Below are 15286 nucleotides of genomic sequence, written 5' to 3'. Positions count from 1 at the left end.
GTTTTGTGTTCACCATCATGCACCGTATTGCCCGACGGCCTCCGCCAGCAGTGACAGGCAAGCGTCAGTCGCGAAACTCCGCTGCCGGTGTCGGTAGATGCACAGATCAATCCGCGCCCCGGCCAACGCCTCATGGCAAAGCGGAACGCTGGTCAACTGCCCTGTCCGGCACTCCCTGCTCACGGCCAATGGCGGCAAAACCAGCAAGGCAGCGCCTGCCATGGCCAGCGCTTTCTGGGTTTCGAGCGACGCGGTACGAAAGGTCGGTGCCAGGGACACACCTTGTCGACGAGCAGCCATCTCGAGCGCCTGACGCGCGCCATAGCTGTCATCGGGTAGCGCCAGAGGATGGGAGGCGATGTCAGCCAGCGATAGCGACGTCCGACCTGCCAAGGGGTGATCCGGCGTCATCACCACGTGATGCTCCAGAGTACCGCTGGCAAAAGGAACAATGTCGTCATGACGCGGCATGAAGAACGCCAGGCCGATATCGGCATCGCCACACCGCAATGCATCGACGATCTGACCAGCGCTGGCAATATGGATATCGAAGCGAAGGCGCGGATATTGGCGACTCAAGGCCGCGAGTGCGGGCGCCAGCCAGCCGGCGACGACCCCTTCGGCCGCCCGGATGCTGACATGCCCGGTACGCAGCCCTTTGAGATCGGCGATATGCTCCTCGACCCGTTCCAGATCACGCAGCGTTCTCCGGGTCTGAGCAGCCAGCAACTCGCCTGCCGATGTCAGACTGATGCCACCGGGACCACGCTCGATGAGTGGCGCGCCCAGTTGGTGTTCCAGCAAGTCGATCTGTCGGCTGATCGCCGTCGGTGCAATATGCAATTGGGCCGCTGCCTGCCGCAGAGAACGGCAGCGCGCAACGGTGTCGAAGTAGCGCAGGGCTCGCCAGTGCATTGAGGCTCCTTGGCTCAGGACACACGATTCCATGAAGCTCTCAGTTTACCCTACGCTACCGACCGGGTCAGATAAGCGCGCTGTGCATACACATCAACCGACGGTGCCACCGCCTTGACGCGTTATGGATACGATTGAGGGACGCGGCGGCATCCCGCCATGAAAGTCCGGCCAGCGAGTCGCCGGATTCTCGAAGCTGGAGCGGCCGTCATGACCCTCGAACGCCTCGATACCATCGGCGGCCGGGTGCTGCACGGCAACGAAGAAGGCCGTGTCATCGGGAGTAAAGCAGGGCCCACACATTTCCGCACCGACAGGCACCCGGAAGAACATCTTGCCGGTCCCGCGCCGCTCACCTTCGGTTTCCAACGCCCAGACACCATCGGCCGTGCCACTTTTTGGCCAGTTACTGCCCTGGTCCGTCGTGACCCATAACCTACCTCGCGCATCCACGGCACAGTTGTCCGGGGCGGCGAACCAGCCATCGTCACTGGTGGCGGGGTTCCACATCGCCCCCACGTCACCGTCGGCGGGGTTGCCGCACTGCACCAACACCTCCCAGCGGTTCTGCGTCGCCGTATGACTGCCATCGGTGATGATCTCGATGATATGTCCGAAGGTGTTGTCTTCCCTGGGGTTGACGGCGTCGACTTGCGATTCGGTACGTTCGTCGTTGTTGGTCAACATGACATAGACGTCGCCGGTCGCGGGATTGCCCTCCACATCCTCAGGGCGATCCATCGGTGTCGCACCCAAGGCATCGGCAGCCTGGCGAGTGTCGATCAACACATCGGCCTGACTGGCAAAGCCGTTCTCTTCCGTCAGGGGGCCTTGGCCATGTTCCAGGGGTAGCCAATCGACCGTGCCATCGTCATGGAAGCGAGCCACGTAGAGCGTGCCATGATCGAGCAGATCGCGATTGGCGGCAGGATCGGCCCGGTTCACGACGTCGCGACTGACGAACTTGTACACATAGTCGAATCGCTGGTCATCGCCCATGTAGACCACCAGGCGGCCATCTTCGGTCAGCATGTTGGCTGCCCCTTCGTGCTTGAAACGGCCCAATGCGGTCCGTTTGACGGGAGTCGATTGTGGATCCATGGGATCGATTTCGACCACCCAACCGAAGCGGTTCGGCTCGTTGGGCTCACGACTGATATCGAATCGTCTATCGAAGTCTCCCCAGGCATAGGAGTGGCCCGGCACGCCATAGCGCTCGAGCTTGTCTTTCTCTGGATGCGACTCGGCATCGCCCAGGAAATAGCCGTGGAAGTTCTCTTCGCAGGTCAGGATGGTGCCCCAAGGGGTCGTTCCTCCCGCACAGTTGTTGAGCGTGCCGATCACCGTACGGCCTTCCGGGTCGGCATCGGTCTGCACGCGGTCATGACCCGCAACCGGCCCGGACAGTGCGATCTCGGTCGATCGGGGGGTAATGCGACGATTGTGCCGACCATCCTGAATGTAGTGCCAACGCCCGGCTTCGCGCTTGACTTCCACCACCGAGACACCGTGGGCCGCCTGCTCGATTTCCACCATTTCACGGGTCATGCCGGAAAAGTCATGCGCATCCAGGGGGCCCGGCAGGCCAGGGAACATCAATTCTTCATTGGTATATTCGTGATTGACGACCAGCAGGCCATGATCGAATCGCCCCTCCAGCGGTACGAAGCCGACATAATCGTTGTTGTAGCCAAACTGACGCTCCTGGGCATCGGCGCTCTGATCGTGCGGATCGAAGGTCGGTGCTTCGGCAAATAGCGGATCCCCCCAGCGAATGAGAATGTCGGCATTGTAGCCTTCCGCCACATGGTGCGTGGTATCGACCCCGTGTGCGATTTCCTCGAAGGCGAAACGATCCAGCGTATCGCTTTCGGAGGCAATGGCTGCCGTCAAGGGATTCATGGCACCGATGGCTGCCACACCGAGACCGCCGTAGCCTGCCCCTTTGAGGAATCCTCGCCGGGAATAGCGCCGCTCGATGATCTTGCCGATCGGTTGCTGGAGATTCGGATTGCTGGGCGTGTTTTCCGCCTCTTCGAAATGCGCGCGTCGATTGAAAACCATGCGATTGCCTCCTCATGCGGGTCACGGTGTTGAGAGGCATAGAAGTAACGCTCGAAGGTGACAGACATGTGAAGGTCACATCACGAAGGGATGACGGTCAGGGCGCACTCGATCGGGCGGTTAACGCTCCACACCGCTGGCGCCCTGCCGACTATCCGAGTTGAAACGGATATACTGACCCGATCTGCAGGAGTTGCGTCAGTTCATCCAGCGCGGTCAGGCTTTCATCGGCCAGTTGCGGATCGGCCAGGTCGTCCGGCACCAGACGATCGCGATAGTGGCGCTCCACCCAGGCGGTCAGGTCGGCATAGAGCGTTTCATCCAATAGAACGCGACCGGACAACGCCTGGCGCTCCTGGGCCGACAGCACGACACGCAAGCGCAGGCAGGCCGGGCCACCGCCGTTGCGCATGCTCTGCTTCACGTCCTTGACCATGACCTCGCCGATCGGGTTATAGCCTGCCAGCAACAGGTCCTGAATGGTTCGCCAGACCGCCTCGTTTTCCTGGCACTCACCCGGCACCACCAACGTCATGCTGCCATCGGGCTGGCTGAGGAGTTGCGAGTTGAATAGATACGACGCTACGGCATCCTCAAGGCCGACAGCCTCGCTCGGCACGCGTACGGGGATCAAGGGTGTCGCCAGTCTGGCGCGAATGGCATCGAGGGTAGCGTCCTCGTCAAGAAAGGCCATGTCGTGATAGAGCAACACCGGACCATTGCCCACGGCGATGACATCATTGTGGAAGACACCGGCATCGATGGCATCGGGATGTTGCTGGGCGAAGATCGTCTGATCACCCTTCAATCCATGTTGTCGAGCGGTAGCCTGGCTGGCTTCCAGGGTCTGGCGTGCGGGATACCGGGCCGGTTCTCTCTCACCGCCAAAAGCACGCCGGCCGTAGACGAACAGATGCACCCCCGGGTCGCCATGGCTCTCGCACAAGCGCGTATGGTTGGCCGCCCCTTCATCCGCAAAGGCCGGCGTTGCAGGCAGCACAGGGTGGTGCGTGAAATAGGCCTCATCCCGAAAGATGGCGGCCAGCACGCGTGCAGTGGTCGCCGGTTCCAGATACCGATGAAAGCTCGACTGCAGATTGGCAGGCGTAACGTGGACCCGGCCATCCGGCGTATCGGCACTCGGCGAAACGGTCGCAGCGTTGGCCGTCCACATGCTTGACGCCGAACATACCGCACGCAGGATCTGGGGTGCCTCATTGGCGGCATGCGCCAGCACTTGCCGAGCACTGCCGGTGAACCCTAGCGCTCTCAAGGCCCCCAGGTCGGGACGTTGCTGCGGCGGTAATACACCTTGCATGAATCCGGCGTCGAGCAGCGATTTCATCTTGGCCAGACCCTGCAGCGCCCCTTCCCTGGGGTTGGATGCCAGACCTTCATGAGACATGGATGCCACATTGCCGTGCGCCAGGCCGGCGTAATTGTGAGTGGGGCCGACCAGACCATCGAAATTGACTTCATGGACGGTACTTTGTTGTTGCGTCACAGTTCGACTCCCGGCGGCAAGTTGTCAGGCAGTTCCAAGACGTCGCTCTCCATGGAAGCCACCGGATAGGCACAGTAATCGGCGGCGTAGTAGGCACTGGGTCGATGATTGCCGCTGTCGCCGATACCGCCGAACGGCGCATCGCCGGAAGCACCGGTGGTCTGACGGTTCCAGTTGACGATACCGGCGCGGATACGCAACAGGAAATCGTCCCAATCGCTGCGCTCGCCGCCAATCAGGCCGGCGGAGAGGCCATAACGCGTATCGTTGGCCAAGGCGATGGCCTCTTCCCAGTCGCGATAGCGGGTCACCTTGAGCAATGGTCCGAAATGCTCCTCGTCGGGGACCTCGAGCCCGGTCACATCGATCAGCCCCGGTGACAACAGGCTGGTGTTCCCCTCCAGACGACGCATGCGTGACAACACCATCCCACCGGCCGTCTCCAGGTCAGCCTGTGCCTGCAGCAGGCCATCCGCCGCCTGAAGGCTTGCCAGCCCCGCATAGAACGGTTCGGGGGACGCAAACTGGCCGGCGACATGAAGCCTGTCCATGGCCGTGACCAGCGACTCGATCAGACGGTCACCGACTGCCCCCTCGGGAACGATCAACCGACGGGCACAGGTACAGCGCTGGCCACCGGACAGGAAGGCCGACTGCAGAATGCTCAGCACGGCGGCACGCTCATCAGGCACATCCCGGACCACCAAGGGATTGTTACCCCCCAGTTCCAATGCCAGGATCTTGTCGAGTTGGCCGGCGAACTGGCGATGCAGGATGCCCCCCACCTTGGCACTCCCCGTGAACAGCAGTCCATCGATCGATGGCGATGCGGCCAATGCCTGTCCCACCGGCGCAGCACCCTGTACCAGATTGATGACGCCATCGGGGAGGCCGGCCTCGCGCCAGCACTGCACGGTCAGATCCGCGGTCAACGGTGTCTGTTCGCTGGGCTTGAAGACCACCGTATTACCGGCCAGCAACGCTGGCACCATGTGCCCATTGGGCAGATGGCCAGGAAAGTTGTAGGGCCCGAATACTGCCATGACGCCATGTGGGCGGTGACGCAATACCGCCCTGGCACCGCCGGCGTCGCGCTGGTGTTCGCCGGTGCGCTCCTCATAGGCCCGCAGGGAGATCGCCACTTTACCGATCATCGCACCGATTTCGGTACGCGCTTCCCATAGCGGCTTGCCGGTTTCCTGAGCGATCGCGGTCGCCAGCGCTTCACGGCGGGATTCCAGTACATCGCGGAAGCGCTCGACGAGCGCCTGGCGCTCGGTAAATGGCATACGTGCCCAGGCCGGAAATGCCTGGCGTGCAGCATTGACGGAAGCTGCTACCTGCTCGGGCGCGGCGCTGCCGCCATGCCATAGCTCGTCATGCGACACCGGGTCGAGCTTAGCGAAGCGTTCTGCCGTGCCATCGACCCAGTTGCCACCGACCAGCAGTTGCTGCCTGGCTTGCATCATCAACTCCTATGTCTCGAGTACACGGAGAGACTCTCCCGCCTTGACATCCAAGCGGTGTGCCTCTTCTTCGGTCAGGGTGATTACGTTACGTTCATCTGGACCGCGACCTACCCAGGCGGCGCGGAAGCTCAGCATCTCGGTCGTCGCAACGAGCCAGGAAGGGCGTTCCATGTGTTCGGCATCGGCGGTCACTTCTACCTGACATAACCGTGAGTTGCGTACCGCAAGCACATCGTCGATGTACGCTTCCACCGTGGGGCCGCCATCGAAGATATCGATGTAGCCCTCCCAGCGCATGCCTTCTTTCTTGAGCATCTCCAGAGCAGGACGCGTGTGTTCATGGACTTCGCCAATGCAGGCCCGTGCCGCTTCGGACAAGAAGGGGGTGTAGATCGGAAACCTGGGCATCAGTTCGCCGATGAAGCTTTTCTGTCCCAGCCCCGTCAGCCTGTCTGCCTCGGAGAATGCCATCGGAAAGAAATGGCTGCCCAGACACTCCCAGAAAGGGCTCACCCCGTTCTCATCGAAGACCCCACGCATTTCCGCCAGCACCTTGTGCGGAAAACGGTCGCGGAACTGAGCCAGGAACAGCCAGCGCGCTTTGGAAAGCAATGCGCCGTTGCGATTGCGACGATACTCCGGGCGTAAGTAGAGCGAGCAAACCTCGGCATCGCCGGTATGGTCAGAGCTGAGGAACAGTGTATCGATCGTACGGTGCAGGTCGAGTTGCACGGATGAGTGAGCCAGGGTGCCGAGCCGGTAGTTATAGAAAGGCACTTCACGTCCGACCTGGCCTTCGATGGCACAGCACCCCACCAGCTCACCATTGTCGCCATCTTCGAGTACGAAGAAATAAAGTCGATCATCCACCGGCGTACGCTCCTCGAAAGCGCGTGCGGCGGACTCGATCTTGCTGGCCAGAAAGTCGCGATTATCAGGCAATGAGGTAAAGCCGACCCCCGTCTGCTGTGCCAGGGACTGCAACGCGTCGAGATCACCACGGGCAATCGGGCGAATGTGCATCACAATTCTCCTTCGTCGAGCGCATCTTCGACATCGGGCAATGTCAACGGTGCAGCCAGCACGGCACGTCCCTCTTCCACACCGAGGATGTCGGCATGATCCTGCGACAGCATCAGTTGCCCGGTCGGTGACAAGGCATAACGCGCAACCACGCAACGAAAGTCGCCGAGTTTCTGATTGGCTACCATGGCAGGCTCGGCATCAGGCAGAGAGGCTTCCGGACGGACCCGGACGGGATGCCAGGCAGCCTGCTGGAAGGTTTCCAACCGATCACGTTCGCCCTTGACCACCGGGCCGCCATCGAAGATATCGACATGACGGCTGCGCACGAAGCCTTCGGCCAGCATCTCCTCCAGGGCACGCTCGTGATCCGGGTGTTCCCGCCCGATCGCTGCCCGGGCTTGGGGAGTCAATAATGGCAAATACAGCGGAAACTGAGGCATCACTTCGGCGATGAAGCTCTTGGAACGCACTCCGGCCAGGTGATTGATTTCCTGGAAGCTGCGCACGAAGAAGTGGCGTCCGACGCTGTTCCAGAATGGCGACTCGCTCTCGCCATCGAGATAGCCCGGGAATGCCACCGCCAGAAGTGCTGAAAAGCGCTCCGGATACTGGGCGATGAACATCAACCGGGCACGTCGCAGCAAGCTCTCGGCGCTGGTGGCTTTATAGCGTGAGTCGAGCGACAAGGCACACAGCAGCGTGGCTTCCGAGACTTCGTGCGACAGCGACAGGGTCTGGACCTCGCGGCGCACATTGAGTTGCTGCGAGGCATGGATCAATGTCTCCTGACGATAGGTGTAATACGCCTCGTTGGCTCCAGCTTGCGCACGGATGGTGGCCGTCCCCACCACCTCGTTGCGTTCTCGATCCTCGATCACGAAGGTATAGTGCTCGTCACCGGGGAAGTCGATATCTCGGCTGAAAGCGCGCTGGGAGCGTGTGATGCGCTCCTCCAGACGGTCTCGGTGTGCCGGCAGGTTGGTCAGCCGTGGTGTGGCGCTACCGGCCAACCGCTCCAGGTCCGGCAAGTCTGCCGCCCGGGCAGGACGAACGACCAACATGGCAAACCCTCTTATCGTCGGTTGCGTATCGGCGTCGGTAATCGCCATGCTCATGCCTGTGCCACGAACCTAGCAATCGCACGGTCAAGACGAGCCATTCCCTCCTCGATATCGGCTTCGGGAATCACCAGCGACGGCGCCATGCGCAATACATTGGGACCGGCAACCAACGCCATCAGTCCCTCGTCAATGGCCAGTGGCAGGATGTCCTTGGCCCGCTCCGCGTAATCCGGTGCCATGGGGGCCCCGATCAGCAGTCCCATGCCGCGAACTTGCTGAAATACGCCATAGCGACGATTGATCGATTCGAGATGCTCACGAAACAGGTCATGACGCTTCTTGACGCCCGCCAGCACGTCCGGGGTATCGATGAACTCCACAGCGGCCAGCGCCACTGCAGACGCCAACGCATTGCCACCATACGTCGAGCCGTGAGTCCCGGCGGTCAAGGATGCCATGACCTCATCGGTGGCCAGCATCGCGCCTACCGGGAAACCGCCCCCCAGGGACTTGGCACTGGTCAGGATATCCGGCGTGATCCCGTACTCCATGTAGGCATACAGTGATCCCGTACGCCCGACACCAGTCTGGACTTCATCGAAAATAAGCAACGCGCGGTTGTCATCGCAAAGTTGGCGAACCCCGTGAAGAAAGTCGGGGGTCGCCGGAACGATGCCGCCTTCCCCTTGCATCGGTTCGACGATGATTGCACACGTATCGTCGCCTACCAGCTTGCGTACACTGTCAAGATCGTTGAATTCCGCATGCAGGATTCCCCCCGGAATCGGGCCGAATCCCTGGGAATACTTGGGCTGCCCGCCCACACTGACGGTAAACAATGTGCGGCCGTGGAAAGATTGCTGGAACGAAATGATCTTGTCCTTGTAGGCACCATAGTGATCATGGGCGTAGCGGCGCGCCAATTTGAGCGCAGCTTCATTGGCCTCGCCACCGGAAGAGCAGAAAAAGGCCTTGTCGGCAAAGGTGCTTTCGACCAGGCATTTCGCCAAGCGCAGAGCCGGCTCATTGGTGTATACATTGGAGAGATGCCAGAGCGTATTGCCCTGAGACTGGAGCGCGTCGACCAGGGCCGGATGGCAATGACCCAACGCATTGACGGCAATCCCGCCAGCAAAATCGATGTATTCCTTACCGGCCTGATCCCATAGTCGGCTGCCCTCTCCTCGCGTCGGGATCACCTGTTGCGGCGCATAGGTCGGCGCCATGTACTGGTCGAAATCGCTGCGGGTCGGGGTCTCGTTCATGATGCTCTCCATCCAGTGGGACCAATTGATCAACAGAGTATAGAGCCCGCCGCCGACCGGAACTTTCAGTAATGGGACGACGAATTATGAAAAGCGGTTAGACTACAAGTCGGCCCCATGACGTAGCGAGGCACCTGCGATGTTCAACACCACTACCTGGAACCGGTTGCGCTATACCCTGTACTCGCCAGTCTATGATCTCGTCGCCGACCGCCTATTTCGTCGCGCCCGGCGCCGATCACTGGGCGTCGTGGACTGGACGGCGGGTCAGCGGGTCTTGATCGTCGGTGCCGGAACGGGGCTGGATCTTCCCTACATACCCCGTGATATCGAATTGCATGGCACCGACCTGTGTCATGCCATGGTCAAGCGTTTCCGGGCGCGCGCCAATGACCTGGGTTTCGATGCTACGGCCCGTACCATGGATGCCGAACGACTCGACTATCCGGACGATCATTTCGATGTCGTCGTCATGCACCTGGTGCTGGCCGTCATACCGCACCCCGAACGTGGACTCCAGGAAGCTCACCGGGTACTCAACGAAGATGGTCAACTCTGCATCATGGATAAATTCCAGTGCGATGAGCACCGTGCCAGTTGGGGACGACGCGCCTTGAATGTCGTGACGAACGCGATCGCTACGGATATTACTCGCCAAGCGCGACCGTTGCTGGAAAATGCCGGTTTCAGCGTGACACACGATACACCGGTCATGATGGGATCGGTATTTCGCGCATTGATCGCGCACAAGACGCATCGCTCCTAGCGTGGCGTCATGTCCGTTCAGGCTAGACGCTCCTCGCGAGGGGTCATGCCGAAGTGATTCCGATACGCAGTGGAAAAATGCGCCCCGGACGAGAACCCCGTTTGCAGCGCAATATCGCCCACGGGATGGTCGCTGTCGCGCAACAGCCTGCGCGCCTGCTGCAAGCGTAGATCGAGATAATAACGACTGGGTACCGTCTTCAGATATTTCTTGAACAAACGCTCCAATTGGCGCCGGGATATCCCCAGATGCGCCGCCAGTTCATGCGTGGTCAACGGCTCTTCGGTATTGGCTTCCATCAGGGAGACGGCATCATGCAGATTCTGCGGTGCATGCCCGAAGCGCGATCGCAGTGGTACATGTTGAGGTTCGTCAGCCATCCGGATGCGTTCCAGCACGAAGTGCTCGGAGACACGCTCAGCCAGGGGCTGCCCGTGATGGTGACCAATCAGGGTCATCATCATGTCCATGGCCGCCGTGCCACCGCCACAGGTCAGGCGGTTACGGTCGATCTCGAACAACTGTTGCGATAGCGTGACATGCGGATAGTCATTGGCAAAGGCATCAAAACGCTGCCAAGGCAGCGTCGCACGATAGCCATCCAGGACATGGGCGCGTGCCAGCACTTCGGTACCGCCGGCAATCCCGCCCAGCACCACACCGCGTCCTGCCAACCGCTTGAGCCATTGTGTCAAACCGCTGATATCGATCGGTGGCAGTGGACTTGGCGCGCATACCAGGACGATGTCCAGGTCGGCATCGGGTTCGGAGGGAGCCCCTCCCGATAGCGTCTGCTGTGGTAACAATGACGCTTCGGCCGCACTTTCCACCGCCCGAGGCTCCAAGCCGAACGTCGACGACGTATAAAGACGAGCGCCCGCCAGTTGGTTGGCCACCGACAATGGCTCCAGTGCACAGGCCTGAGCCAGCAATGAAAACCCAGGCAACAACACGAAGCCTACCTGACGGGAAGTGTACCGTGCCAGCGTCGGGGTCGCAGTATCGAACATGAAGGCTCGTCGTGACTCGGGTGCGAGGCTCCATCATACGCCATCGCCGCAGAAACGACAGGCACGTTCAACGGCGATGACCCCTCGATATAAACCCGGGCACATCAATGTAATCGGCGCAGGCCCCGATCACACGTCTTCGACATCGAAAGCCACGACCGGGTCCACATCGGCATCGTAGTCCACGTCATCGCGTTCGAAGCCGAACAGCTTGAGGAATTCATGCTTATAGCCTGCATAGTCGGTAATGGTATGGAGGTTGTCGGTCGTGACTTGCGGCCATAACTGCTTGCAAGCTTGCTGAACGTCATCGCGCAGTTCCCAGTCGTCCAACCGCAGGCGTCCCGACTCGTCGGTTTCGAAGCGCCCTCCATAGAGACGTTCACTGAACAGACGGTTCAACTGATCGATAGTGCCTTCGTGAAGACCTTGCTCCTTCATCACCTTGTAGACCATGGCGATGTAGAGCGGCATGACCGGAATGGCGGCACTGGCTTGAGTGACAACCGACTTGAGCACGGCCACATTGGCGCCGCCGCCATAGGCCTTCAGTTTGGTATCTATCTCACCGGCGGCCCGGTCGAGATCCTCCTTGGCCTTGCCCAGCGCCCCATGCCAGTAGATCGGCCATGTGATCTCGGTACCGATATAGCTGAAAGCGACACTGCGTGCCTCCGGTGCCAGCACGCCAGCCTTGTCCAGCGCGTCGATCCATAGCTCCCAGTCTTCGCCTCCCATCACCTCGATGGTATCGGCGATTTCCTGGTCCGTGGCCGGCTCGACTTCGGCTTCGATGACCGTATCCTTGTTGGTATCGATCGCCGTCGCTCGGTACGTCTCGCCGATCGGCTTAAGCGCCGAACGCTTGAGTTCACCGCTATCGGGGAGGTTGCGAACCGGCGACGCCAATGAATAGACCACCAGATCCACTTGCCCCATGTCCTGCTTGATCAGTTCGATCGCCTTGTTGCGCGCTTCATGCGAGAAGGCATCGCCGTTGATCGACTTACTGTAGAGCCCTTCCGACTTGGCGAATTTGTCGAAAGCGGCAGAGTTATACCAACCCGCCGTACCCGAACGTTTGTCGGTGCCCGGCTTTTCGAAGAATACGCCCAACGTATCGGCGCCATAACCGAAGGCAGCCGTAATACGGGCCGCCAGGCCATAACCGCTGGACGCCCCGATGACGAGGACCTTCTTGGGGCCCTTGTCTCGGTCGATGCCACGCGCACGCGTTGCCTCGATCTGCTCAAGAACGTTCTGCTCGCACCCCTTGGGATGTGTCGTGGTACAGATGAAACCGCGAACCTTGGGTTTGATGATCACGAAGAACCTCGATTATCGCCATGAATTGCCGACATTCTAGCGGCTTCCCGGATATGTGTCCGCCCCTTGAGACGAACACCGGGTTGGCCGACCATGATGACAATACGCTGGCCTTGCCGGCCGATACCACAGGAGAACTCCATGGATGCCCAGACCCTGGTCGACGAACGCGGTGAACTCTGGCTCGCGTTGGCGCCACTGTGGCTGGAACGCGAACCTCGCGAGGCGGATTACGAACGCATGGTCGACGTCATCGAGCGCCACGGACTAACACTGGATGAGTTGGAATGGATGTTTCGATTGGAACTCGCCCCAGTATTATCACGTCACCAGATGTCGGTCGCCAGTGAATGGCGCGCCTTCGACGACCAGAAACTGATGCGTCAACTGGTCGCCCACAACCTGAGGCTAAAGGGATGGCGTCGTAAATTCTGGCTGCTGTTTTCGGGACTGACAACGATCATGACACGTCACCGTTGGAACGAGCTCATGACCCGCGTCATGGCGGTGCGCAACCTGGACTCTCGCTGATCGTCTCGATCAATCAAGGAGAAAGGGGGCATCCAGTGCCTCTTCCAGTATCGGACGTATATCCCGTTCGCCGTCACGCGGGCCGAAACGGCGTAGTACCTGACCATCACGACCTACCAGGAACTTGGTAAAATTCCATTTGATCAGCGTGGTGCCGAAAACCCCCGGTGCCTGACGGCGTAACTGCACGAACAACGGGTGTGCATGACGACCATTCACTCGCACCTTTTCCATCAGGGGAAAGGTGATTCGGTACTCCCGCTCGCCAAAACGACAGAAAGCATTGGCTGATTCAGGCGATTGACGCGCGAACTGATTGCAGGGAAACCCCAGCACGGTGAAGCCTCGGTCCCGGTACCGTTTGTAAAGCGTTTCCAACTCCGCCAACTGGGGGGTATAGCCGCAGCGGCTGGCGACGTTGACGATCAACAGCACCTGACCACGCAGGGCCCGCAAATTGAACGGTTCACCACTGTGGGTATGGCAATCGAGATCGTAAATGAGCATGGCAACGACGCATCCCTTTCGTGACACTTCACGATGCCATGACTTGTCGCAACTCGCCAGCCAAAACGATGCGGGGAGGCAACTCGCGATATCATCATGACCATTGACCCCCGGGATATGGGCAACCATGCTCGAAGCAGTTACCTGCCGGAGTCTTGTCATGTCCAACGATACTGCCCGCACCCGGCTCGCGACACATGCCGTCGTCAACCAGCCAGTCCCGACCGGCGACCGCGACTTCCTGGCACTCGACATACCGCTTCAAGAGGCACTGAAGCGTGAAGCGCCGGATTGGGTCGCTCGACGTCTAGCCCCATTAGGCGTCAATACGGGTAGCCTTTACCATCAGCAACTGGGCGAAACCGCCAACCGTCATCCTCCCGAGCTACGGCTATTCGATCGCCATGGCCGACGCCTCGATGAAGTCAGCTATCATCCGGCCTACCACGAATTGATGCACTTGGCCTTCGACCATGGATGGCACGCCGTGGCCTGGCAGGAAGAATCGTGCGGCGGGCATCAGGCACACGTCGCCGCGCTTTACCTGCTCACCCAGGTGGAACCCGGTTTCTGTTGCCCCTTCACCATGACCCATGCCGCCATGCCGGCGCTGCGCCACCAGCCCGACGTGCTCTCTCAATGGGCACCGAAATTGCTGGCCTGGGACTATGATGGTCGGGCCATACCGGCAAGCGAGAAACCAGCCGTTACCATGGGCATGGCCATGACCGAGAAGCAGGGCGGCAGCGATGTGCGTGCCGCGACCACTCGGGCCGTACCCGATGTCGCCACCCAGGCGAACAGCGGTTATCGCCTGATCGGCCACAAGTGGTTCTGCAGCGCCCCTATGTCGGATGCCTTCCTGACTCTGGCCCAGACCGATGATGGCCTTGGCTGCTTTCTCGTGCCGCGCTTCATGCCGAATGGCGAGCGTAATGCGTTGGAGATCCAGCGACTCAAGGACAAATGCGGCAATCGTGCCAATGCCTCGGCCGAAATCGAATATCGCCATGCCTGGTGTCAGCCTGTAGGCGACCCGGGTCGTGGCATTGCCACCATTCTCGACATGGTTCAACAGACCCGACTGGATGCAGCCACAGCACCCGCGGGCATGATGCGACAGGCATTGCTGGAAGCCTGGCACCATGTACAGGGGCGACAAGCGTTTGGCCAACGGCTTGCCGACCAGCCCATGATGCGGATGGTGATCGCCGACCTGACGCTTGAAGTCGAGGCCAGCCTTGCTCTGGTCATGCGTACGGCACGCGCCTTCGACTCACCAGGCGACGACCATGAAGCTGCCCTGGCGAGATTATTACCGGCATTGGCCAAGTATTGGCACAACAAACGTGGTTCGGGCTTCATGGTAGAAGCCATGGAATGTCTCGGAGGTAACGGCTATGTGGAAGAGTCTCCGCTGGCACGCCTATACCGAGAAGCGCCGGTCAACGCCATCTGGGAAGGGTCAAGCAACGTGATCTGCCTGGATGTCCTGCGCGTTCTTGCCCGCCATCCAGCAAGCGTCAGGGCCTTACAGACTGAGCTGGAGGTATCAAGCAACCAGCACCCGGATTATGACCTTGCCGTCGATGACATCATGGGGATCCTGGCTAGCCCTCCCGAAACCATCGAACTCGGCGCCCGCTGGCTGACCCAACGTCTGGCCCAGACGCTTCAGGCCTCGCTGCTGCTACAATACGCTCCCGCCGCGATTGCCGATGCCTTCTGTCAGTCACGGCTGGGGAAAAAGGCCGGCGCCGCCTATGGCAATCTATCGACGGACGCACCGCTTGATGCGATCCTGGCACGCATCACGCCTTGACTCTCAAGTGCAGTTTCGGC

13 protein-coding genes are annotated in these 15286 nt (G+C 60.3%); 3 read left to right on the top strand and 10 right to left on the bottom strand.

Features of this window, described 5'->3' with window-relative positions; translation table 11 throughout:
• Positions 1-15: 15 nt before the first annotated feature.
• The 7 genes from FVV99_RS04220 to FVV99_RS04190 all read right to left on the bottom strand — a co-directional run bounded on the left by FVV99_RS04220 (position 16) and on the right by FVV99_RS04190 (position 9304).
• Positions 16-915, bottom strand: a complete 900-nt coding sequence (locus FVV99_RS04220; protein ID WP_148252795.1) for a LysR family transcriptional regulator — start codon at positions 913-915, stop codon at positions 16-18.
• A gap of 93 nt (positions 916-1008) precedes the next feature.
• Positions 1009-2979: a PhoX family protein gene (locus FVV99_RS04215; protein ID WP_148252794.1), complete on the bottom strand. Its 1971-nt coding sequence runs from the start codon at positions 2977-2979 to the stop codon at positions 1009-1011.
• 151 nt (positions 2980-3130) lie between these two features.
• Positions 3131-4483 (bottom strand): N-succinylarginine dihydrolase, encoded by a 1353-nt coding sequence (gene astB / locus FVV99_RS04210; RefSeq protein WP_148252793.1) that lies wholly within the window; start codon positions 4481-4483, stop codon positions 3131-3133.
• A complete protein-coding gene (gene astD / locus FVV99_RS04205; protein ID WP_148252792.1) occupies positions 4480-5949 on the bottom strand; it encodes a succinylglutamate-semialdehyde dehydrogenase in 1470 nt (489 codons plus the stop codon). The genes astB and astD overlap by 4 nt, the downstream gene beginning before the upstream one ends.
• Before the next feature lie 9 nt (positions 5950-5958).
• The gene (gene astA / locus FVV99_RS04200) at positions 5959-6975 is read right to left on the bottom strand and encodes an arginine N-succinyltransferase (protein WP_148252791.1); all 1017 of its coding nucleotides are present in this window, start codon (positions 6973-6975) and stop codon (positions 5959-5961) included.
• On the bottom strand, positions 6975-8039 hold the full coding sequence (locus FVV99_RS04195; protein WP_148253168.1) for an arginine N-succinyltransferase: 1065 nt from the start codon (positions 8037-8039) through the stop codon (positions 6975-6977). The genes astA and FVV99_RS04195 overlap by 1 nt, the downstream gene beginning before the upstream one ends.
• 50 nt (positions 8040-8089) lie before the next feature.
• A complete protein-coding gene (locus FVV99_RS04190) occupies positions 8090-9304 on the bottom strand; it encodes an aspartate aminotransferase family protein (RefSeq protein WP_148252790.1) in 1215 nt (404 codons plus the stop codon).
• A 139-nt stretch (positions 9305-9443) separates the two neighbouring features.
• Between FVV99_RS04190 and FVV99_RS04180 the strand changes: the two genes are divergently transcribed.
• Positions 9444-10070, top strand: a complete 627-nt coding sequence (locus FVV99_RS04180; protein WP_148252789.1) for a class I SAM-dependent methyltransferase — start codon at positions 9444-9446, stop codon at positions 10068-10070.
• A 17-nt stretch (positions 10071-10087) separates the two neighbouring features.
• On the opposite strand, the gene FVV99_RS04175 is transcribed toward FVV99_RS04180, so the two are convergent.
• Positions 10088-11080, bottom strand: a complete 993-nt coding sequence (locus FVV99_RS04175) for a GlxA family transcriptional regulator (protein ID WP_201745022.1) — start codon at positions 11078-11080, stop codon at positions 10088-10090.
• Positions 11081-11209: 129 nt separating this feature from the next.
• Entirely contained in the window at positions 11210-12406 is a 1197-nt protein-coding gene (gene fabV, locus FVV99_RS04170) for an enoyl-ACP reductase FabV (RefSeq protein WP_148252788.1), read from the bottom strand.
• A gap of 141 nt (positions 12407-12547) precedes the next feature.
• Between fabV and FVV99_RS04165 the strand changes: the two genes are divergently transcribed.
• A complete protein-coding gene (locus FVV99_RS04165; RefSeq protein ID WP_148252787.1) occupies positions 12548-12937 on the top strand; it encodes a DUF7079 family protein in 390 nt (129 codons plus the stop codon).
• 9 nt (positions 12938-12946) lie between these two features.
• Here FVV99_RS04165 and FVV99_RS04160 read toward each other — a convergent pair whose 3' ends face one another.
• Entirely contained in the window at positions 12947-13444 is a 498-nt protein-coding gene (locus tag FVV99_RS04160; protein WP_148252786.1) for a glutathione peroxidase, read from the bottom strand.
• Between the two features lie 160 nt (positions 13445-13604).
• Here FVV99_RS04160 and FVV99_RS04155 point away from each other — a divergent pair, with 160 nt between their 5' ends.
• Entirely contained in the window at positions 13605-15266 is a 1662-nt protein-coding gene (locus FVV99_RS04155; protein WP_148252785.1) for an acyl-CoA dehydrogenase family protein, read from the top strand.
• Positions 15267-15286: the final 20 nt, after the last annotated feature.

This window comes from Aidingimonas lacisalsi (assembly GCF_008079445.1).
GTDB classification, from domain to species: domain Bacteria; phylum Pseudomonadota; class Gammaproteobacteria; order Pseudomonadales; family Halomonadaceae; genus Aidingimonas; species Aidingimonas lacisalsi.
This window is presented reverse-complemented; position numbering and strand designations above follow the sequence as displayed.